21 protein-coding genes are annotated in these 21,408 nt (G+C 72.4%); 16 read left to right on the top strand and 5 right to left on the bottom strand.

The annotated features are described in order from the left end of the window. From OG338_RS12735 to OG338_RS12725, 3 genes are all read left to right on the top strand, one after another. Window positions 1–675, top strand: coding sequence for an ABC transporter permease (locus OG338_RS12735; RefSeq protein WP_405937449.1), 675 nt, complete (start codon window positions 1–3; stop codon window positions 673–675). 83 nt (window positions 676–758) lie between these two features. After that, complete coding sequence (locus OG338_RS12730; RefSeq protein ID WP_405937448.1) at window positions 759–1,736, top strand: ABC transporter substrate-binding protein; 978 nt, start codon at window positions 759–761, stop codon at window positions 1,734–1,736. 114 nt (window positions 1,737–1,850) lie between these two features. Continuing rightward, the gene (locus OG338_RS12725) at window positions 1,851–2,825 is read left to right on the top strand and encodes a hypothetical protein (RefSeq protein ID WP_405937447.1); all 975 of its coding nucleotides are present in this window, start codon (window positions 1,851–1,853) and stop codon (window positions 2,823–2,825) included. 43 nt (window positions 2,826–2,868) lie between these two features. Here OG338_RS12725 and OG338_RS12720 read toward each other — a convergent pair whose 3' ends face one another. After that, window positions 2,869–4,011, bottom strand: a complete 1,143-nt coding sequence (locus tag OG338_RS12720; protein WP_405937446.1) for an NADH-quinone oxidoreductase subunit D — start codon at window positions 4,009–4,011, stop codon at window positions 2,869–2,871. Between the two features lie 56 nt (window positions 4,012–4,067). Further along, window positions 4,068–5,051 carry an SAM-dependent methyltransferase gene (locus OG338_RS12715; protein WP_405937445.1) on the bottom strand — a complete coding sequence of 328 codons (984 nt, stop codon included), beginning with the start codon at window positions 5,049–5,051 and terminating at the stop codon, window positions 4,068–4,070. Between the two features lie 94 nt (window positions 5,052–5,145). Between OG338_RS12715 and OG338_RS12710 the strand changes: the two genes are divergently transcribed. Further along, complete coding sequence (locus OG338_RS12710) at window positions 5,146–6,363, top strand: sensor histidine kinase (protein WP_405937444.1); 1,218 nt, start codon at window positions 5,146–5,148, stop codon at window positions 6,361–6,363. Window positions 6,364–6,387: 24 nt separating this feature from the next. After that, the gene (locus OG338_RS12705; RefSeq protein ID WP_405937443.1) at window positions 6,388–7,062 is read left to right on the top strand and encodes a response regulator; all 675 of its coding nucleotides are present in this window, start codon (window positions 6,388–6,390) and stop codon (window positions 7,060–7,062) included. 21 nt (window positions 7,063–7,083) lie between these two features. Here the strand turns inward: OG338_RS12705 and OG338_RS12700 are convergent, their stop codons facing one another. Next, entirely contained in the window at window positions 7,084–8,202 is a 1,119-nt protein-coding gene (locus OG338_RS12700; protein ID WP_405937442.1) for a DUF5937 family protein, read from the bottom strand. Further along, on the bottom strand, window positions 8,199–9,395 hold the full coding sequence (locus tag OG338_RS12695) for a threonine aldolase family protein (RefSeq protein WP_405937441.1): 1,197 nt from the start codon (window positions 9,393–9,395) through the stop codon (window positions 8,199–8,201). The genes OG338_RS12700 and OG338_RS12695 overlap by 4 nt, the downstream gene beginning before the upstream one ends. Before the next feature lie 166 nt (window positions 9,396–9,561). On the opposite strand from OG338_RS12695, the gene OG338_RS12690 reads away from it, so the two are divergent. From OG338_RS12690 to OG338_RS12645, 10 genes are all read left to right on the top strand, one after another. Beyond that, complete coding sequence (locus tag OG338_RS12690) at window positions 9,562–10,503, top strand: Rossmann-like and DUF2520 domain-containing protein (protein WP_405937440.1); 942 nt, start codon at window positions 9,562–9,564, stop codon at window positions 10,501–10,503. Then, window positions 10,500–11,513 carry a pantoate--beta-alanine ligase gene (panC, locus tag OG338_RS12685; RefSeq protein WP_405937439.1) on the top strand — a complete coding sequence of 338 codons (1,014 nt, stop codon included), beginning with the start codon at window positions 10,500–10,502 and terminating at the stop codon, window positions 11,511–11,513. Before OG338_RS12690 ends, panC begins: the two co-directional genes overlap by 4 nt. Continuing rightward, window positions 11,510–13,255, top strand: a complete 1,746-nt coding sequence (locus tag OG338_RS12680; protein ID WP_405937438.1) for an L-aspartate oxidase — start codon at window positions 11,510–11,512, stop codon at window positions 13,253–13,255. The genes panC and OG338_RS12680 overlap by 4 nt, the downstream gene beginning before the upstream one ends. A 2-nt stretch (window positions 13,256–13,257) precedes the next feature. Then, a complete protein-coding gene (gene nadC / locus OG338_RS12675; RefSeq protein WP_405937437.1) occupies window positions 13,258–14,289 on the top strand; it encodes a carboxylating nicotinate-nucleotide diphosphorylase in 1,032 nt (343 codons plus the stop codon). Then, a complete protein-coding gene (locus tag OG338_RS12670; protein WP_405937436.1) occupies window positions 14,289–15,086 on the top strand; it encodes a type III pantothenate kinase in 798 nt (265 codons plus the stop codon). The genes nadC and OG338_RS12670 overlap by 1 nt, the downstream gene beginning before the upstream one ends. 137 nt (window positions 15,087–15,223) lie before the next feature. Next, a complete protein-coding gene (locus tag OG338_RS12665; protein WP_405940403.1) occupies window positions 15,224–15,796 on the top strand; it encodes a hypothetical protein in 573 nt (190 codons plus the stop codon). Between the two features lie 43 nt (window positions 15,797–15,839). Further along, a complete protein-coding gene (locus OG338_RS12660; protein ID WP_328900838.1) occupies window positions 15,840–16,019 on the top strand; it encodes a hypothetical protein in 180 nt (59 codons plus the stop codon). 121 nt (window positions 16,020–16,140) lie between these two features. Next, on the top strand, window positions 16,141–16,593 hold the full coding sequence (locus OG338_RS12655) for a BlaI/MecI/CopY family transcriptional regulator (RefSeq protein WP_405937435.1): 453 nt from the start codon (window positions 16,141–16,143) through the stop codon (window positions 16,591–16,593). Between the two features lie 9 nt (window positions 16,594–16,602). Beyond that, window positions 16,603–17,160 carry an amino-acid N-acetyltransferase gene (locus tag OG338_RS12650; protein WP_405937434.1) on the top strand — a complete coding sequence of 186 codons (558 nt, stop codon included), beginning with the start codon at window positions 16,603–16,605 and terminating at the stop codon, window positions 17,158–17,160. 155 nt (window positions 17,161–17,315) lie between these two features. Further along, on the top strand, window positions 17,316–17,651 hold the full coding sequence (locus OG338_RS12645) for an Lsr2 family protein (protein WP_018102272.1): 336 nt from the start codon (window positions 17,316–17,318) through the stop codon (window positions 17,649–17,651). Here the strand turns inward: OG338_RS12645 and OG338_RS12640 are convergent. Continuing rightward, complete coding sequence (locus OG338_RS12640; protein ID WP_405937433.1) at window positions 17,630–18,250, bottom strand: SCO3374 family protein; 621 nt, start codon at window positions 18,248–18,250, stop codon at window positions 17,630–17,632. The two genes, OG338_RS12645 and OG338_RS12640, sit on opposite strands and share 22 nt — an antisense overlap. 441 nt (window positions 18,251–18,691) lie before the next feature. On the opposite strand from OG338_RS12640, the gene OG338_RS12635 reads away from it, so the two are divergent. Beyond that, window positions 18,692–21,217: an ATP-dependent Clp protease ATP-binding subunit gene (locus OG338_RS12635; RefSeq protein ID WP_405937432.1), complete on the top strand. Its 2,526-nt coding sequence runs from the start codon at window positions 18,692–18,694 to the stop codon at window positions 21,215–21,217. Window positions 21,218–21,408: the final 191 nt, after the last annotated feature.

Genomic DNA, 21,408 nt, shown 5'->3' with positions numbered 1-21,408 from the left:
ATGGGAGTCCTCGGGGACGCCTGGACCTGGCTCACCACCGGTGCCAACTGGTCCGGGGAGAGCGGGGCCGCCCACCGGCTGAGCGAGCATCTGTACGTCAGCGGGGTCGCCCTCGCCCTGGCCTGCGCCCTCGCCCTGCCCCTCGCGCTGTACCTGGGCCACATCGGGAAGGGCGGCGCCCTCGCGGTCAACCTGGCCAACGTGGGGCGCGCGGTGCCCGTCTTCGCGGTGCTGGCCCTCTTCATGGTCTCGCCCCTGCGCAACGAGGGGTACATACCGACGATCATCGCCCTGGTGCTGTTCGCCGTGCCGCCGCTGCTGACCAACGCCTACGTGGGCATGACCGAGGTGGACCGCTCGGTGGCGGAGGCGGCGCGCGGGATGGGCATGTCGGGCGGCCAGCTCTTCCTGCGCGTCGAGCTGCCCCTGGCCTACCCGCTGATCATGACCGGGCTGCGGTCCGCCGCCGTCCAGGTCGTGGCCACGGCGACCATCGCGGCCATGGTCGGCCAGGGCGGCCTCGGCCGCATCATCACCGCCGGATTCAACACGTACGACACCGCGCAGGTGGTGGCGGGCGCCCTGCTGGTCGCCGTGCTCGCCCTGCTCGTGGAGGCGGTCCTGGTGGCCGCCGACCGCCTGCTGTCCCCGCTGCGCCGCCGCCGGCCGGCCTGAGCGCCCCGGCCCCATATCCGTAACGCATGCCGCACATCCACCACTTGTCGCATACGGCCTCGCCGCCGTGGACGGAGAAGAACATGACCAGGACCTCACGCGTGGCCGGCGCCGTCATCGGCATCCTCGCGCTGGCGGGCTCGCTCGCCGCGTGCGGCGGGGACAGCCTGGAGAAGGACAAGGGCGCCCCGGCCGCAGGCCAGGACTCCGGCAAGAAGGGCTCACTGGTCGTCGGAGCCGCCGCCTTCACCGAGTCCAAGGTGCTCGCCGAGCTGTACGCGCAGATCCTCGCGGACGCCGGATACAGCACCTCGGTCACCACCGTGAAGAACCGCGAACTGTACGAACCCTCCCTGGAGAAGGGCGAGATCGACGTCGTACCGGAATACGCGGCGACGATCGCGGAATTCCTCAACGCGAAGGTGAACGGGGCGAAGGCCGCCGAGTCGAAGCCGGTCGCCTCGGGCGACACCGCGGCCACCGTCGCCGCCCTGAAGAAGCTCGCCGAGCCGCGCGGACTGAAGATCCTTCCGGCGGGGAAGGCCATCGACCAGAACGCGTTCGCGGTGACCAAGGAATTCGCCGACAAGCACAAGCTGAAGACCCTTTCCGATCTCGGCGCCGCGGAGATCGGCGTCAAGGTCGCGGCGGGCGACGAGTGCGAGGTGCGGCCCTTCTGCGCACCCGGGCTCAAGAAGACGTACGGCATCGACGTGACCGGAATCGACCCCAAGGGCGTCGGCACTCCGCAGTCCAAGCAGGCGGTGAAGGACGGCAAGGACCAGCTCGTCCTGACCACCACCACCGATGCCGTGCTCGACACCTACGACCTGGTGTTCCTGGAAGACGACAAGAAGCTCCAGAACGCGGACAACGTACTGCCCGTCCTGAACGCGAAGGACGCGGGCGACCAGGAGATAGCCGACGCCCTCGGCAAGCTCACCGGCGCACTCACCACCGACGACCTCGCACAACTGAACCGCAAGGTCGACGCGGAGCGCGCCAAGCCGGCCGATGTGGCCCGCGAATATCTCCGGTCGAAGGGACTGACCAAGAAGTAGGGCCCCTCGCGAAGGCGCCCGGAGAACGGGCCTAGGGAGCCGCCGGGTAACTTGCCGGGCACAGATTGCCGGGCGGCTCCCCAAGTACGCCGCGTACACGGTAAATTTCGGGCCATGCCCCGTGGACGCCATCGCCATTCACCGCCACTGCACAGAATCCTTCCGCCTTCGGCCGTCGCCGGAGCGGCGGTGGCCTGTGGAGCGGGGGCCTGGCTGCTGACCGAAACCATGGTCCTGCGCGCGCTGGTCGCGGCCGCGGCTGCGGCCGCCGTCACCGGCGCCGTCCTCATGCGCGGCTGGGACCGCGAGGCGGGCCGTCGCGTCGCCGAACTGACGCGCGCCCGCGCGAGCGACGAATGGCGCGCCGAGGAGCGCGCGGCGGAGCTCGAAGCGGACCTGGAGGAGGCGCGGGAGATCCGCGCCCGCCTGGAGACGAAGCTGCGCCGCAAGCGCGTCGAGCTGGCCGGGCTGCGGGGCGAACACGCCGCGCTGCTGCGGCGGTACGCGAACGCGGAGACCGAGCGCGCCAGCGTCCTGGAGAGCCGGCGGCAGCTCGCGATCGAGGCGTCCGCGCCCGCCCGCGCACTGCCCCCGGCCCGCTCCACCCCCACCCCGGACTCCTACGTCCGCGCCGCCCGCGCACTGGCCGACCTCCCGCGCAACGCGGCGCTCCAGAAGGCCCGCCGGATCGCCGATCAGGCGAAGCGGGACCTCGCGGAGCGCGCCCGGGAGGAGAAGCAGGCGCAGGCCGCCCTGCCCGCCACCCGGCCCGCCGTCGAGCCGCCCGCCATGCGCCCGGTGCCGGCCGCCAGCGCGGTCGTCCCGTACGCGGGCCCCCGCCGCCACCCGGTGCCGCAGGGCAGCTTCGACTTCTTCGGTACGCAGAAGGCCGTGCCCGCCGCGGCCGAGCGCGCCGCCATCGAATCCGTGCAGAACGAGGACCTGGCCGACGTGGTCGGCGAGGAGGTCCTGGCCGCGCACCGCCCGGACGCGCCGCGGGACCGCGCCGTCGGCAAGGTCATCGACCTCACCGCGCACGACGAGACGGAGCAGCTGGACGTCGCGGAGCTGCGCAGCGCGATCTCGTAACGCGGGGGGAGCCCGGGGGCGCCAGGTACGTGGCGGTGGCGCCCTACTTGTCGATGTCGCCGACGACGAAGAACAGCGAGCCCAGGATCGCGACCATGTCGGCGACCAGCGTGCCCGGCAGCAGCTCGGTGAGCGCCTGGATGTTGTTGAACGACGCCGAGCGCAGCTTCAGCCGGTACGGGGTCTTCTCGCCCTTGGACACCAGGTAGTAGCCGTTGACGCCGAGCGGGTTCTCGGTCCAGGCGTACGTGTGGCCCTCGGGGGCCTTGAGGACCTTCGGCAGCCGCTGGTTGACGGGCCCCGGCGCGAGGTCCGCCATCCGGTCCAGGCAGGCGTCCGCGAGGTCCAGGGCGTTGTGGGTCTGCTCCAGCAGGCATTCGAACCGGGCCAGGCAGTCGCCCTCGGTCCGGGTGACGACCTTCAGGGTGTCCCGCAGCTCCCCGTACGCCAGATACGGCTCGTCGCGCCGCAGATCGAAGTCGACGCCCGAGGCGCGGGCGATCGGCCCGGACACCCCGTACGCGTGCACCGCATCGGCCGACAGCACGCCGACGCCCCGGGTGCGGCCCCGGAAGATCTCGTTCCCGAGGACCAGTCCGTCGTACACGTCCATCCGGGAGCGGACCGAGGCGACGGCGTCCCGGGCGCGGCCGAGCCAGCCCGCCGGCAGATCCTCCTTGAGGCCGCCGACCCGGTTGAACATGTAGTGCATACGGCCGCCGGAGACCTCCTCCATCACCGCCTGAAGCTCCTCGCGCTCCCGGAACGCGTGGAACACGGGGGTGATCCCGCCGAGTTCCAGCGGGTACGAGCCGAGGAACATCAGGTGGTTGAGGACCCGGTTCAGCTCGGCGAGCAGGGTGCGGGTCCAGACCGCGCGCTCGGGGACCTCCATGCCGAGCATCCGCTCGACGGCCATCACGACGCCCAGCTCGTTGGAGAACGCGGAGAGCCAGTCGTGACGGTTGGCGAGCATGATGATCTGGCGGTAGTCGCGGGCCTCGAACAGCTTCTCCGCGCCGCGGTGCATGTAGCCGACGACCGGTTCGGCGTGTGCGATGCGTTCGCCGTCCAGGACGATGCGGAGGCGGAGCACGCCGTGGGTGGAGGGGTGCTGGGGGCCGATGTTCAGCACCATGTCGGTGCTTTCGGCTGCGCCGCCGATGCCGATGGTCGTCTCCGTCATGGGGCGATTATTGCGTGCCGCGCCGTTGCTCGGGGCTCTGCCCCGGACCCCGCTCCTCAAACGCCGGAGGGGCTTACCACGTGTTCCAGCCACCCGAAGTCGCCCAGGCCGCCCCTCGCCGTCAGTTCCGCCGCCTCCCCCGCCGTGGACAGTGCGCGGACGTACGCGGACGGGTCGGCCGACGCCAGGGTCAGGGGTGGGCGTTCGCCCGTGATGCCCAGGGTTGCCAGGGCCTCGCGCTGGGTACGCAGGTGCGCCGGGGGGCCGGCCGCCGCCGCGCACGCGTCCAGGGCCACATGGGCCGTCAGGTCGCGGCTCCCGTCCGGCACCGGCCGGACCTCGTGGCCCGCGCGGAAGCCGGTGAGGGTGCCGAAGGGCGGGCGTTCCCCGCGTACGTGCGCGTAATCCACCGCCACCGCGAGCCCGGCGGACAGCGTGGACACGGCCGCCGCCCACGCCTCGTCGCGCGGGCGGCCGATCTCCGCCCGGCTGCCCGGGCCCGCCGACGGCCACCAGCGGCGCAGCCACTCCGCGTCCGCCCCGGTCACCGGGGCGCCCAGCCGCTCCGCGCCGTCCCGGGTGCGCACTTCGACGTACCGTTCGACGCCCTCGGCATCGGTCTCCGCGACGGGCAGCGGCACATTGTCCAGCCACTCGTTGGCGAAGAGCAGCCCGCGCGCTCCGGACGGCGGCTCGGCGCACCACCGCACCCGGGGGTCCAGGCCCTCGGGGCGGGCGGCGAGCTCCACCGCGTACGCACGCACCGCGAGGCCCGCCCCGCCCTCGGCCGGGAGCGCGGCGAGGACACCGGTGACGAGTTCCCCGCGCCCGGCACCCATGTCGACCAGGTCCACCCGCGCGGTGCCGAGGTCCGCCGCCGTGCGGACCAGGAGCCGGGCGACGGCGGCCGCGAAGAGGGGAGAGGCGTGCACAGAGGTACGGAAGTGGCCCGCGGGGCCCTCGGGGCGCCGGTAGAAACCCTCGTCGCCGTAGAGAGCGGTCTCCGCCGCCTCCTGCCACCCACGCCACTCATCCGTCACGGGCTCAGTCTCCACCTTGGGGAGTACGGTCCGGGGACCCGGATCGCCCCTCCGGTTGACCCGTCGGCCCCCGGTCTTCTTTACGCTGGGTTACGTGCAACGCCTCTACGATTTCATCCGCAGACACCCGACGGGCGTCGACAGCTTCTGGGCTGTCTTCCTCCTCGGGCTCTCCGGCATGACCATCGTGGTGGGCGACGTCGGGCACGGCGGGGCTCTCGAACGGGTCGCGGTGGTGCCGGTCGTGCTCGGCCTCTGCCTCGTCGTGGCGCTGCGTCGCCGCGCGCCGGAGAAGATGCTGCTGCTCGCCATCGCGATGGGCGTGGTCCAGCTGATCTGCGGGGTCCGGCCGACCGTCGCGAATTTCGCGATGCTCGTCATCACCTTCACCGTGGCGACCGTCGGTGAGCGCTGGGCATCCCGGCTCGCCCTGGCGTGCAGCCTGACCGCGGCCACGATGTCCCAGCTCCGCTGGCCCAACGAGGAGGGCACCCCGCGCAGCTGGGCGCAGACGGTCTTCGTCGTCGTCGTGCTCACGGTCCCGTTCGTGCTCGCCTGGGTGCTCGGCGACTCGATGCGGACCCGGCGGGCCTACTTCGACCAGCTGGAGGAGCGGGCGGCCCGCCTGGAGCGGGAGCGCGAGGCCCAGTCGAAGGTCGCGGTGGCCGCCGAGCGGGCCCGTATCGCCCGCGAACTGCACGACGTCGTCGCGCACAACGTCTCCGTGATGGTGGTGCAGGCCGACGGCGCCGCCTATGTTATGGACGCGGCTCCCGACCAGGCCCGGCAGGCGCTGGAGACCATCTCCAGCACCGGCCGCCAGGCGCTCGCGGAGATGCGGCGGCTGCTCGGGGTGCTGCGCACGGGCGATACGCGGGAGAGCGGGGAGTATGTCCCGCAGCCCGACGTCGAGCAGATCGAGGAGCTGATCGACCAGGTCCGCAAGGCCGGCCTGGCGGTGGACTTCAAGGTCGAGGGGACCGCCCGCCCGCTGCCCAGCGGCGTCGAGCTGACCGCGTACCGGATCGTGCAGGAGGCCCTGACCAACACCCGCAAGCACGGCGGCCCGCACGCCGGGGCCAGTGTGCGGCTGGTCTACTTCGACGACGGGCTCGGCCTGCTGGTCGAGGACGACGGGCGGGGCGCCGCGCACGAGCTGTACGAGGACGGCGGCGCCGACGGCGCCGGCCACGGCATGATCGGCATGCGGGAGCGGGTCGGCATGGTCGGCGGCACACTGGACGCCGGGCCGCGCCCCGGCGGAGGATTCCGGATCAGCGCGCTGCTGCCCCTCAAGGCCGCCGACCGCTGAACGAACGAGGAGAGAACAGCCCCCATGGCGATCCGCGTGATGCTCGTCGACGACCAGGTGCTGCTGCGCACCGGCTTCCGGATGGTGCTCGCCGCCCAGCCCGACATGGAGGTGGTCGCCGAGGCCGGTGACGGCGCGGAGGCGATCGACATCCTGCGCGCCACCGCCGTGGACGTGGTGCTGATGGACGTCCGCATGCCGAAGCTGGACGGCGTCGAGGCCACCCGCCGCATCTGCGCGCAGTCCGAGCCGCCGAAGGTGCTGATCCTGACCACGTTCGACCTGGACGAGTACGCGTTCTCCGGGCTGAAGGCCGGGGCCAGCGGCTTCATGCTGAAGGACGTCCCGCCGGGCGAACTGCTCGCCGCGATCCGCTCCGTGCACAGCGGGGACGCGGTCGTCGCCCCGTCCACCACCCGCCGGCTGCTCGACCGGTTCTCGCCGATGCTGCCCAGCGGCACCCCGGAGCCGCAGCACAAGGACATCGCCAAGCTCACCGAACGCGAGCGCGAGGTGATGCTGCTCGTCGCGCAGGGCCTGTCGAACGGCGAGATCGCGGGCCGCCTGGTGCTCTCCGAGGCGACCGTGAAGACACACGTCGGCCGCATCCTGACCAAGCTGTCCCTGCGCGACCGGGTACAGGTCGTAGTCCTCGCGTACGAGACGGGCCTGGTCCGCGCCGGCGGCGGCACGGGCTGAGCACCCGGCCCCGGGCGCGACCTAGCGCAGGATTCCTTCCAGGAAGTCGCTGCCGAGCCGGGCCACCGCGGTCAGGTCCAGCTGGTGCAGCACGTACCGGCCCCGGCGCCGGGTCGTGACCAGACCGGCCTTCTTGAGTACCGCGAGATGGCGGGAGACCTCGGGCGGGGTGATCCCGTTCGTGTCGGCGAGTTCACCGGTGGTGTACGGGGAACGCGCGATGTTCCGGCACAGCCGCATCCGCATCGGGTGCGCCAGCGCCTCCAGCCGCAGCTGGAGCAGCTCCACCGAGGCGGGCGCGGGCAGCTCCGGCCGGTGGACCGGGTAGTGGATGACCGGCCGCCAGCCCGGGGCGTGCAGCACCATCAGATGCGGCCGGCCGAAGACGGTCGGGATCAGGGTGAGCCCGGGGCCGACGGCGGGGTCCGTGGCGTCGGCCGCCCCCTCGGCCAGCTTGTCCACGCTGATCCGGCCGCCGTCCGCGTCGAGCGTGAGCGCGGGCGAGACCGCCCGTATCGCCTCGGCGAGCCCCTTGTGCCGCAGCAGGTCCGTCTTGTGCCGGGCGTCCGCCACCAGCTGGACCCGCACCCGCTCCCAGGTGTCCGCGAAGAACGCCTGCTCGCAGTCCTCGAACAGGCGGCGCAGCCAGCGGCGTACGGGAGCGAGGCCGGCCAGCAGCCGCTTGGTGAACTCCACCTGGCGCGGGCCGCGCGCCGCCGCCATGTCCAGCGCCCGGGCCCGCGCCTCGGCGTTCCGCAGTGGGGAGGCCGCGCCGGTCCCGTGAAAAGCGGCGCAGGTGAACTCCAGGGCGGCGGAGACGAACCGGTCGTCGTCCAGACGGTCCAGGATGTCCAGATCGGCGGCCAGGCTGTCGCCCGTCGTGCCGTCCCCGCCGACGACCCCGGCGAACGGCATGAAGATGTCCGAGAAGGTGTTCCGCCACAGGAACTCCGCCTCGTGCAGCCGGTCGGCGAGATCGGGCTCCAGGGCCGTGGCGGTGGCCGTCGCCCAGCCGTGCAGCCCCGGGTGGTGGCCCGGCTCGGAGAGGGCGTGCAGGGCGACGCCCAGCTCCACGAGCGGGGAGGTCCGGAAGACGATGCGCTCGGGGGCGAGTCCCGCGATGCCGATGGTGACGCTCACCGGTCCATGGTGCCTTCCAGCCGCTCCAGGAACGCGGCCACCGCGTCCCGTACGTCGTCCGCGCTCCACTCCAGCCCGGCCTCCGTCACCGTGACCTCCGTGAACGCCACCCCCGGCGCGCCCGCGTCCGGGGTGAACCAGCGGCGGAAGAGCACCGTGCCCGTCTCCTCCGCCTGCCGCACCGACGCCTCCGTCAGCACGTCCGCGTCGTACGGCAGCCACACCTGGAACTGGTGGGTGTGCGGCACCTCCGGATGCACCCGGAACCAGCCCGCGCCGGCCGCCTCGAAGCCCTCGGCCAGCGCCCCGGCGACCACCTTCGCGTGCGCCACGTACGACGGCAGCTTCGGCAGTTCCCGGTCGAGCCCGGCCAGGGCCGCGACCGCCGCCGGGAACTGCTGGAAGAGCTGACCGCCGTACCGGTGCCGCCAGAGGCGGGCCTCCTCGGTCAGCGAGGCGGAACCGGCGAGCACGGCCCCCGAGATCCCGCCCAGGGACTTGTAGAACGACACGTACACGCTGTCCGCGAGCGCGGCGATCTCCGGCAGCCCGCGCCCGAAGCGCGTGGCGCACTCCCACAGCCGGGCCCCGTCGAAGTGGACGACGGCGTCCCGGTCCCGGGCGGCGGCCACCACGTCCTCCAGCTCCTCCCAGGTGGGCAGCAGGAAACCGGCGTCCCGCAGCGGCAGCTCCAGCATCAGAGTGCCGAACGGCTCCGGGCAGTCGCGGACCTCCTCGGCGGTGGGCAGCCTCGGATCGGTCGTCGGGTGGACCGTGCGCAGCCCGCTCACCGCCCCCAGGGCGCCGCTCTCGTGCACCTCCGGGTGGGCCAGCGGGTGCAGGGCGACGACGGGGTTGCCGGTGCGGGCGGCCCAGCAGCGCAGCGCGACCTGCTGCGCCATCGTCCCGGTCGGGAAGAACACGGCGGCCTCCGTGCCCAGCAGCCCGGCGACCCGCCGCTCCAGCTCACCGACGACACCGTCCCCGTAGATGTCCGCCGGGAGGTCCGGGTCGGTGACGGTCCCGGCGTCCGCCGCCAGGGCGGCCAGCTGCTCGCCGAGCGTGCGGTCCTGCGGGAGACGGGACAGGGCGCGCCCGGCCGTCCGCCAGGCGGTGAGCCGGCGCAGCCGCCCCGCCTCCTCGCCGTCCGGCTCCGCCGTCTCGTCCGTCACCTGCGTGTTCATGTCTGCCATGGGACGATCATCACGCAGAACGCCGGACCTGCCCACCGCGTTTCCGGGGCCCGCCCGGAGCGGTATCCACAGCCTGTGGACAAGTCGGGAGGGCGGGCGGCCGCTGGCGTAGCATGCAAGGGAATCGTCCGGTACCCCCCGCGGACTGGAACGGAAGGCCCGCAGTGTGAACGCAACAGCTCCCATGGACCCGCTCGACGCCAGGGACCGCCCCGCCCGGCTCACCGTCGGCGTGGTGGGGGCGGGCCGTGTCGGCCCCGCCCTGGCCGCCTCCCTCGCCCTCGCGGGCCACCGCCCGGTCGCCGTCTCCGGGGTCTCCGACGCCTCCCGGCGGCGCGCCGCGGACCTCCTGCCCGACGTGCCGCTGGTGCCGCCCGCCGACGTCTTCGCGCGCGCCGAGCTCGTCCTGCTGACCGTCCCCGACGACGCCCTCCCCGGGCTGGTCGAGGGCCTGGCCGAGACCGGGGCGGTCCGCCCCGGACAGCTCCTCGTCCACACCTCCGGGCGGTACGGGACGAAGGTGCTGGACCCCGCGCGCCGGGCCGGCGCCCTGCCGCTCGCGCTGCACCCCGCGATGACGTTCACCGGCACCTCCGTGGACGTCCAGCGGCTGGCCGGCTGCTCCTTCGGGGTCACCGCGCCCGACGAACTGCGGCTCGCCGCCGAGGCGCTGGTCATCGAGATGGGCGGCGAACCGGAGTGGATCGCGGAGGAGTCCCGTCCGCTCTACCACGCGGCCCTCGCGCTCGGCGCGAACCACCTGGTCACCCTGGTCGCCCAGTCGATGGAGCTGCTGCGCACCGCCGGGGTCACCGCCCCCGACCGGATGCTCGGCCCGCTGCTCGGCGCCGCCCTGGACAACGCCCTGCGCTCCGGCGACGCGGCGCTCACCGGCCCGGTCGCCCGCGGCGACGCCGGCACCGTCACCGCGCACCTCGGCGAGCTGCGCGCCCACGCCCCGCAGACGGTCGCCGGTTACGTGGCGATGGCCCGCGCCACGGCGGACCGCGCCCTCGCCCACGGCCTGCTCAAGCCGGAGCTGGCCGAGGACCTGCTCGACGCCCTGGCGGACGGCGGCACCGGCAGCGGACCGGAGGAGTCCCGATGACCGCCACCACATCCACCCCGGCCCTGCTGCACACCGCCGCCGAGCTTCAGGCGTACGCCCCCGAGGGGCGGCGGGCCGTCGTCATGACGATGGGCGCCCTGCACGAGGGCCACGCCTCGCTCGTCCGCGCCGCCCGCGCCCACGCGGGCCCCGCCGGGCAGGTCGTCGTCACCGTCTTCGTCAACCCGCTCCAGTTCGGCGAGGCCGCCGACCTCGACCGCTACCCGCGCACGCTCGGCGCCGACCTCGCGGTGGCCGGCGCGGCCGGCGCCGACGTGGTCTTCGCCCCGGCCGTGGACGAGGTCTACCCGGGCGGCGAGCCACAGGTCCGGATCTCGGCGGGCCCGATGGGTGAGCGGCTTGAGGGGGCCTCGCGCCCCGGCCACTTCGACGGCATGCTCACCGTCGTCGCCAAGCTGCTCCACCTCACCCGCCCGGACATCGCGTTCTTCGGCCAGAAGGACGCCCAGCAGCTCGCCCTGATCCGGCGCATGGTGCGCGACCTGAACTTCCCGGTGGAGATCAGCGGCGTCGAGACGGTCCGGGAGCCGGACGGCCTCGCGCTGTCCAGCCGCAACCGCTTCCTCGATCCGCACGAGCGGCGCACCGCGCTCGCCCTGTCCCGGGCCCTGTTCGCGGCCCGCGACCGGCTCGCCGCCCAGGCCGCCCTGCACGCCCGCGCGCAGGCCACCGGTGCCACCGAGGACCGGGCCGCCGGGCTCAACCGGCTCGGCGAGGCCCGCCTCGCGGCCGACGCCCAGGCGGTCGCCCGGGCCCGCCCGGACGCCGGACCCGCCGCCGTGCGCGCGGCCGCCCGCACGGTCCTGGAGGAGGCGGCGGCCGCGAGCCCGCCGCTCGCCCTGGACTACGTGGCGCTCGTGGACCCGGCCGACTTCACCGAGATCCCCGACGACCGCGCGGCCGGTGCGGCGATCCTCGCCGTCGCCGCCCGGGTCGGCGCCACCCGTCTCATCGACAACATCCCCCTCACCTTCGGAGTGACCCCGTGACCGGAATACGGCTGACAGCCCCCGCACCCGGCTGGTCCATCGACGCCGACGTCGTGGTCGTCGGCTCCGGCGTGGCCGGGCTCACCACCGCCCTGCGCTGCGCCGCCGCGGGCCTCGCCACCGTCGTGGTGACCAAGGCCCGCCTGGACGCCGGCTCCACCCGCTGGGCCCAGGGCGGCATCGCGGCGGCCCTCGGCGAGGGCGACACCCCCGAACAGCACCTGGACGACACCCTGGTCGCCGGCGTCGGCCTCTGCGACGTGTCCGCGGTGCGCGCCCTGGTCACCGACGGCCCGGGCGCGGTGCGCCGGCTGATGGAGACCGGCGCCCGCTTCGACACCGCCGAGGACGGCTCCGTCGCCCTCACCCGCGAGGGCGGCCACCACCGCCGCCGCATCGTCCACGCGGGCGGCGACGCGACCGGCGCCGAGGTCTCCCGCGCCCTGGTGGAGGCGGTCCGCGCGGCCGCCCTGCACACCATCGAGAACGCCCTCGTGCTCGACCTCCTCACCGACGCCGAAGGCCGTACCGCCGGGGTCACCCTGCACGTCATGGGCGAGGGCCAGCACGACGGCGTCGGCGCGGTCAACGCCCCGGCCGTGGTCCTGGCCACCGGCGGCATGGGCCAGGTCTTCTCCGCCACCACCAACCCCTCGGTCTCCACCGCCGACGGCGTGGCGCTCGCGCTGCGGGCCGGCGCGGAGGTCTCGGACCTGGAGTTCGTCCAGTTCCACCCCACCGTCCTGTTCCTCGGCGCCGGCTCCGAGGGCCAGCAGCCGCTGGTCTCCGAAGCGGTACGCGGCGAGGGCGCCCACCTGGTCGACGCCTCCGGTACGCGCTTCATGCTCGGGCAGCACGAGCTGGCGGAGCTGGCCCCGCGCGACATCGTCGCCAAGGGCATCACCCGCCAGATGCAGCTCAAGGGCACCGACCACATGTATCTCGACGGCCGGCACTTCGGCGCCGAGATGTGGGAGAACCGCTTCCCGACCATCCTGGCCGCCTGCCGGTCCCACGGCATCGACCCGGTCACCGAGCCCATCCCCGTAGCCCCCGCCGCGCACTACGCGTCCGGCGGCGTTCGCACCGACCTGCGGGGCCGTACGACCGTCCCCGGCCTGTACGCCTGCGGCGAGGTCGCCTGCACCGGGGTGCACGGCGCGAACCGGCTGGCGTCCAACTCGCTGCTCGAAGGACTCGTCTTCGCCGAGCGCATCGCCGCCGACATCATCACCGACCGCCCCCGCTCCGGCGAGGCCGTCGGGCCCGCCGGGACGCCCGTCCCGCTCCTCGCCCCCGAGACCCGGCTCACGGTCCAGCGCGCCATGACCCGGGGCGCCGGGGTGCTGCGCTCCGCCGACAGCCTGGCCGGCGCGGCGGACGAGCTGGAGGCCCTGCGCCCCGGCACCCGCGAGGGCGCGGCGGAGGCCGGACCCGCGGCGGAGGCCAAGCCCGCGGTGCCCGGCGTCGAGGCGTGGGAGGCCACGAACCTGCTGCTGGTCTCCCGGGTCCTGGTCGCCGCCGCCCGCGCCCGCGAGGAGACCCGCGGCTGCCACTGGCGCGAGGACCGGCCCGAGCGCGATGACGCGCACGGGCGCCGCCACCTCGTCGTACGCCTCGATTCCGACCGGAGCCTCGTCCTCCGTCGGACGGATACCGAGGCATTCGGGCCCGTGGACGCGCCCGGGGCACCAGACTGCGCAGCGACGAGCACCACCCACCCCACTCCCGAGGAGCCGTAACCGTGAGCACGCCCGAAGAGAATCCGCGCCCCACTCCCGTGGACGTACCGCTGATCCGGGTCGGCGCGCCCGCCCCCGCCGCGGGCGGCTGCGGGGACGGCTGCGGCTGCGGCGGCGACGAGGAGTACGAGGAGTGCGGGCTCGACCCCGCGCTCGCCCAGCTCCTCGCCGAATCCGGTCTGGACCCGATCCAGGTCGAGGACATCGCGCACCTCGCCATCGCCGAGGACCTGGACGGCGGGGTGGACGTCACGACCTTCGCCACCGTCGCCGAGGACGCCATGGCCACCGGTGACTTCACCGCCCGCGAGGCCGGTGTGGTGGCCGGGCTGCGCGTGGCGGAGGCGGTCCTGTCGATCGTCTGCACCTCCGAGTTCGAGGTCGAGCGGCATGTCGAGGACGGCGACCGCGTCGCCCTCGGCCAGAAGCTGCTGACCGTCACCACCCGCACCCGCGACCTCCTCACCGGCGAGCGCAGCGCCCTCAACCTGCTCTGCCGGCTCTCCGGCATCGCCACCGCCACCCGCGCCTGGGCCGATGTGCTGGAGGGCACCAAGGCCGAGGTCCGGGACACCCGCAAGACGACGCCGGGGCTGCGCGCCCTGGAGAAGTACGCGGTGCGCTGCGGCGGCGGCGTCAACCACCGGTTCTCGCTGTCCGACGCCGCGCTGGTCAAGGACAACCACGTCATCGCGGCGGGCGGGGTCGCCGAGGCGTTCAAGCGGGTCAGGGAGGAGTTCCCGGACGTCCCGATCGAGGTCGAGGTGGACACCCCGGCCCAGCTCACCGAGGTCCTGGCGGCGGGCGCCGACCTGATCCTGCTGGACAACTTCACCCCGGCCGAGACCGCGGAGGCGGTCGCCCTGACCGGCGGGCGCGCCTTCCTGGAGTCCTCCGGCCGGCTCACCCTCGGCTCGGCCCGCGCCTACGCGGAGGCCGGGGTCGACTATCTGGCCGTGGGCGCGCTGACCCACTCCTCGCCGATCCTGGACATCGGCCTGGACTTCCGCGACACCGACGGAGCCGGCGCCTGATGCTGCTCACCATCGACGTCGGGAACACCCACACCGTCCTCGGCCTGTTCGACGGCGAGGAGATCGTCGAGCACTGGCGGATCTCCACGGACTCACGCCGCACCGCCGACGAGCTCGCCGTGCTGCTCCAGGGCCTCATGGGCATGCACCCGCTGCTCGGCATGGAGCTGGGCGACGGCATCGAGGGCATCGCGATCTGCTCCACGGTCCCGGCCGTGCTGCACGAGCTGCGCGAGGTGACCCGCCGCTATTACGGAGACGTCCCCGCCGTGCTCGTGGAGCCGGGCATCAAGACCGGGGTGCCGATCCTGATGGACAACCCGAAGGAGGTCGGCGCGGACCGCATCATCAACGCGGTCGCCGCCGTCGACCTGTACGGCGGCCCGGCGATCGTGGTCGACTTCGGCACGGCCACCACCTTCGACGCGGTCTCGGTCCGGGGCGAGTACACCGGCGGTGTCATCGCGCCCGGCATCGAGATCTCCGTCGAGGCGCTGGGCGTCAAGGGTGCCCAGCTCCGCAAGATCGAGCTGGCCCGGCCGCGCAGCGTCATCGGCAAGAACACCGTCGAGGCCATGCAGGCGGGCATCATCTACGGCTTCGCCGGCCAGGTCGACGGGGTCGTGGAGCGGATGAAGAAGGAGCTGGCGGCCGACCCGGACGACGTCACCGTCATCGCGACCGGCGGCCTTGCTCCGATGGTGCTGGGCGAGTCCTCCGTCATCGACGAGCACGAGCCCTGGCTGACCCTCATCGGGCTCCGCCTGGTGTACGAGCGCAACGTGTCGCGGCTGTAGGCGCAAGCCTCTGACCGGCGGCTCCGGGCGCGACGGCGCTCCGGGGCCGCCGCGCCACCGACGACCAGTTAAGCCGATTTTGTCCCTTTAGCACGTATTGTCGCGTCATGCCCACGCCCTACGGATCACGCGGCGGTATGGCCTTCAGCGCGGACGAGCTGCGAGTGCTCCGACGCGCCCTCGCCTTCGCGCTGCACCCCGCGCCCCTGCCCGACGAGGATGTCCAGGACTGCCTGCGGCTGGCGGGCGGCGTGGACGAGGCCGTCGCCGAGGCCGGACGGCTGCGCGCCTTCCTCCTCGCCGACCTCGTCCGCTACCGCGAAGCCCTCCCCGGCTCCCTCACCGGCTATCTGGAACTCCTCCAGGACGCCCTGGCCGCCGGATACGACCCGCTTCCCGAGGACCTGGCCGCGCTGCGCGCCCTGCGCGGCGGCCCGCTCGCCGCGGCCCTCCTGGAGCGCTGCCAGATGATCGCGGAGCGCTCGGTGCGCGCCCGGCTCGCCGGACGGGCCGTGCCCGCGACCGCCCCGGCGCCCCGCAGCAGACTGCTCGCGCTGCCCGGCGGGCGCGCCGCCGAGCCGGATAAGCCGAAGACGCCGCCGGCCCCGGCCCGCCCCGTACCGCCGTCCGAACGCCCGGCCCCGAAGCCCTCCGAGGTCTTCCCGCCGCGCCGCCCGGTCCCCCAGCCGCCGCAGCGCCGCGCGGGGTAGGGCCTCTCCGGGGGCCGGGAGGCGGCTCGCTACTCTGGAGGGCATGGACTACGTATCCGCGCTCGTGCCCCCCGTGGTGATGGCCGCCTTCTTCATCGGCCTGGTCGTGACGATCGTCAAGAGCCAGGGCGGCCCCAACAAGGCCAAGGAGGACGCGGCCGTGGACGCGGCGATCGGCCGCGCCGAGTCGGTTCAGCAGACCCCGCGCACCGAAGGGGCCTGACCCCTCCGGGGTGCGCCGGGCACTCCCGTATACGAAAGGGCGTACGACTCCCGAGGAGTCGTACGCCCTTTTGCTGTGTGAATAGCTACGCATTCCAGACATCTGGCACTAAGGTGACGCTGTGCCCCGTCAATTGGGAGAGCTCGAAGACGCCGTGATGACACGGGTCTGGGAATGGAATCGTCCGGTCACCGTGCGGGAAGTCCTGGAGGACCTTCAGCAGGAGCGGTCCATCGCCTACACCACCGTCATGACGGTAATGGACAATCTCCATCAGAAGGGCTGGGTCCGCCGCGAAGTGGAGGGCCGCGCATATCGATATACGGCCGTCTCCACCCGCGCCGCATACGCCGCCGCCCTGATGAACGAAGCCTGGTCGCAGAGCGACAACCCGGCGGCCGCGCTCGTCGCGTTCTTCGGGATGATGTCGGCCGAGCAGCGCGAGGCCCTGCGCGACGCGATGCGGATCGTTCTGCCCGCTCTTCCCGAGGACGGCGCGGCCGCCGCGGACGAGGCCGGGGATGCCGAAGCCGCTGAAGCGGCCGATGACGCGGAGCCGGAGACCGGGCGATAGCGTCTGCGTATGTCCTCAGAGCTTCCGCAAACCGATTCCCAGACCGAACCGTCGGTTATAAACGCGGCCATCACCGTCCGGCGCGCACGGACGAGCGATGTGCCCGCCGTCCGCCGTCTCCTCGACGGCTACGTGCGCGAAGGCATCCTCCTCGACAAAGCGACGGTGACGCTTTACGAGGACATCCAGGAGTTCTGGATCGCCGAACGCGACGAGGACGCCTCGGTCGTCGGCTGCGGTGCGCTGCACGTCATGTGGGAAGACCTCGCCGAAGTCCGCACGCTCGCCGTCGACCACGGCCTCAAGGGCGCCGGAGTGGGCCACCAGGTCCTCGACAAGCTGCTGCGGACCGCCCGCTGGCTGGGCGTCCGCCGGGTTTTCTGTCTCACCTTCGAAGTCGACTTCTTCGCGAAGCACGGCTTCGTGGAGATCGGAGAGACGCCCGTCGACGGAGATGTCTACAGCGAGCTGCTGCGTTCCTATGACGAGGGAGTCGCGGAGTTCCTCGGTCTCGAACGAGTGAAGCCGAACACCTTGGGCAACAGCCGGATGCTTCTGCACCTGTGACCGCGCGAAGAGCCGGAAGAGGGGCCGCGCCCCTATGTCCGAATCGCGCATGTTTCCCGTCTCCTTGAGCTCCTGAACCTCTCCCGGGGGTTTGTGTTTTCCGAGGAAAAGCGGTTTCCTTTCCGCGTACTCCATTTTCGATGAAAGGAAATCCGGTGGCACAGAAGGTTCAGGTCCTTCTTGTTGACGACCTCGACGGTGGCGAGGCGGACGAGACGGTGACGTTCGCGCTGGATGGCAAGACGTACGAGATCGACCTCACCACCAGCAACGCGGACAAGCTGCGTTCCCTTCTTGAGCCCTACGCGAAGAACGGCCGGCGTACCGGCGGCCGTGCGGCGTCGGGCCGTGGCAAGGGCCGCGCCGTCTCCGGTGGCAACAAGGACACCGCCGAGATCCGTAAGTGGGCCCGCGAGAACGGCCACAATGTGAATGACCGCGGCCGCGTCCCGGCCGAGATCCGTGAGGCTTACGAGAAGGCCAACGGCTGAGTCACGGGCTCATCGTGGAACAAGCCCGCCCGGGCACGCGCCAGTCGCGCCCGGTGGCATTCCGTCGCCACGGCGTCCACGAGCCGGACGAGGTCGGGAGCATCGGCATGCCTGCTCCCGAAGCCGGAGAAAGCCGGGAGAACCGGCGCTTCGTCCTGTTCCCGTGACGGCCTGGGGGGCCGCAGCCAGGAGGCGGCCCCCGGCTCCGCCGGACGCCCCGGCGGCGGCGGAGCGGTGATCCGCCCGCCCGCGCCGAGACCGGTCAGCGACAGCGCGACCCCGCCCCACTCCAGCCAGTCGAGCAGCCCCGGCAGCTCCTCCGCGCTCCCCGGCGCCACCAGCAGGCTCATCCGCAGCCCCATGAGCGCCACCGGCCCCGTCGGGCCCACCCGCCGCAGCGCCGCGTGTCCGGCCACGGCGGGGACGACGAGAGCGTCGAACCGCAGCCCGGTCAGCAGCCGCACCGGCGCACCGCCCGCGGTGGCCCAGCCCAACTCCCGCTCGTACCACCCGGCCCAGCCGTCCCACGGCTCGCCCCGGGCAGCACCGCCCAGCTCGACGACGGGCGGGACACGGGGCGGCGGGACGGTGAGGGTCATGACGGAACAACCCCCGACCGGCCTCCCAGGTTACGTAGCGCGTACGCGCGACCGCGTAGGGTGTCCGGGTTGGGGGCGTACGGGCGCATTCAGGAGTACGAAGATGTTCGCCCGTAGCGGAGGGAACCCGCGTACGCCGCATGGACTGTCTGTAATTGCGGGTAAGACATCCCTAGTGGGGAGGGGCGACACGCAAGCCATCCACGTCTCACGTTCGCCATCGGCGTACTGGCGACTGGGGTATTGGCCTGGCCTGCGGGAACATCGTCTCGCACCATCGGGTTGGAGCAGTTGTCGGCGTTCGGGGCGGGCGATCCCCCGGGAAGCAGGGCCGGGTGTCGGCAGTTGAAATGAGCGGTCCCCGCTTGCGGGACTAAGCTGCGGAAGGACAGGGAGGGGACCGACCCCTTACTGCCTGACCGCTCTGAGGAGCGATTAACGATGTTCGAGAGGTTCACCGACCGCGCGCGGCGGGTTGTCGTCCTGGCTCAGGAAGAAGCCCGGATGCTCAACCACAACTACATCGGCACCGAGCACATCCTCCTGGGCCTGATCCACGAGGGTGAGGGTGTCGCCGCTAAGGCCCTGGAGAGCCTCGGGATTTCGCTCGAGGCGGTCCGCCAGCAGGTGGAGGAGATCATCGGCCAGGGCCAGCAGGCCCCGTCCGGCCACATCCCCTTCACGCCCCGAGCCAAGAAGGTCCTGGAGCTGTCGCTCCGCGAGGCCCTCCAGCTCGGCCACAACTACATCGGCACGGAGCACATCCTGCTCGGCCTGATCCGCGAGGGCGAGGGCGTCGCCGCCCAGGTCCTCGTGAAGCTCGGCGCCGACCTGAACCGGGTGCGTCAGCAGGTCATCCAGCTGCTGTCCGGGTACTCCGGCGGCAAGGAGGCGGCCACCGCGGGCGGCCCCGCGGAGGGCACGCCCTCCACGTCGCTGGTGCTCGACCAGTTCGGCCGCAACCTCACGCAGGCCGCCCGCGAATCCAAGCTCGACCCGGTCATCGGGCGCGAGAAGGAGATCGAGCGGGTCATGCAGGTGCTCTCCCGCCGCACGAAGAACAACCCGGTGCTCATCGGTGAGCCCGGCGTCGGCAAGACCGCGGTGGTCGAGGGCCTGGCCCAGGCCATCGTCAAGGGCGAGGTGCCCGAGACCCTCAAGGACAAGCACCTCTACACCCTCGACCTCGGCGCCCTGGTCGCCGGCTCCCGCTACCGCGGTGACTTCGAGGAGCGCCTGAAGAAGGTCCTGAAGGAGATCCGCACCCGCGGCGACATCATCCTGTTCATCGACGAGCTCCACACCCTGGTGGGTGCGGGCGCCGCCGAGGGCGCGATCGACGCCGCGAGCATCCTCAAGCCCATGCTGGCGCGAGGCGAGCTCCAGACCATCGGCGCGACCACCCTGGACGAGTACCGCAAGCACCTGGAGAAGGACGCCGCGCTGGAGCGCCGCTTCCAGCCGATCCAGGTCGCGGAGCCGTCGCTGCCGCACACGATCGAGATCCTCAAGGGTCTGCGCGACCGCTACGAGGCCCACCACCGCGTGTCCATCACGGACGAGGCGCTGGTCCAGGCCGCGACGCTGGCCGACCGGTACATCTCGGACCGCTTCCTGCCGGACAAGGCGATCGACCTGATCGACGAGGCCGGTTCCCGGATGCGCATCCGCCGGATGACCGCGCCGCCGGACCTCCGCGAGTTCGACGAGAAGATCGCGGGCGTCCGCCGCGACAAGGAGTCGGCCATCGACTCCCAGGACTTCGAGAAGGCGGCCTCTCTCCGCGACAAGGAGAAGCAGCTGCTGGCGGCGAAGGCCAAGCGCGAGAAGGAGTGGAAGGCCGGCGACATGGACGTCGTGGCCGAGGTCGACGGCGAGCTCATCGCCGAGGTCCTCGCCACCGCCACCGGCATCCCGGTCTTCAAGCTGACCGAGGAGGAGTCCTCCCGGCTGCTGCGCATGGAGGACGAGCTCCACAAGCGCGTCATCGGGCAGAAGGACGCCATCAAGGCGCTCTCGCAGGCCATCCGCCGTACGCGGGCCGGTCTGAAGGACCCGAAGCGCCCCGGTGGCTCGTTCATCTTCGCCGGCCCGTCCGGTGTCGGTAAGACCGAGCTGTCCAAGACGCTCGCCGAGTTCCTGTTCGGCGACGAGGACGCGCTGATCTCCCTCGACATGTCGGAGTTCAGCGAGAAGCACACGGTCTCGCGGCTCTTCGGTTCGCCCCCCGGTTACGTGGGTTACGAGGAGGGTGGCCAGCTCACCGAGAAGGTGCGCCGCAAGCCGTTCTCCGTCGTCCTCTTCGACGAGGTCGAGAAGGCTCACCCCGACATCTTCAACTCCCTGCTCCAGATCCTGGAGGACGGTCGGCTGACCGACTCCCAGGGCCGGGTCGTGGACTTCAAGAACACGGTCATCATCATGACGACCAACCTCGGGACCCGGGACATCTCCAAGGGCTTCAACCTGGGCTTCGCCGCCCAGGGCGACGTCAAGACGAACTACGAGCGGATGAAGGTCAAGGTCAACGAAGAGCTCAAGCAGCACTTCCGGCCCGAGTTCCTCAACCGTGTCGACGACACCGTCGTCTTCCACCAGCTCAGCCAGGAAGACATCATCGAGATCGTCGACCTGATGATCGCGAAGGTGGACGAGCGGCTCAAGGACCGTGACATGGGCATCGAGCTCAGCACGGAGGCCAAGAAGCTGCTCGCCAAGAAGGGCTACGACCCCGTGATGGGCGCCCGGCCGCTGCGCCGGACGATCCAGCGCGAGATCGAGGACGTCCTCTCGGAGAAGATCCTCTTCGGCGAGCTGCGCCCCGGCCACATCGTGGTCGTCGGCAGCGAGGGCGAGGGCGACGAAGAGAAGTTCACCTTCCGCGGCGAGGAGAAGTCGGCGCTGCCCGACGTCCCGCCGATCGAGCAGGCGGCGGGCGGCGGCCCGAACATGACGAAGGAAGCGTGACGGACACCCGCTGCCTTTGGCAGTAGCGTCCGAAGGGGCGGCCCCGACCGGTTTCGACCGGCCGGGGCCGCCCCTTTTCGCGTCCCGGACACGGTGACAGCGGCGTCACAGGAGCGTTCCGGTCGCGTTCGCTACGCGCGTGGACGGAAAACCGCTGGTTAGTCTGTCCCCGCCTCGGGTGATCGGCCCGG

The sequence above is a fragment of the Streptomyces sp. NBC_00726 genome, assembly GCF_045161735.1.
In the GTDB taxonomy this organism is placed as follows: Bacteria; Actinomycetota; Actinomycetes; order Streptomycetales; family Streptomycetaceae; genus Streptomyces.
This window is presented reverse-complemented; position numbering and strand designations above follow the sequence as displayed.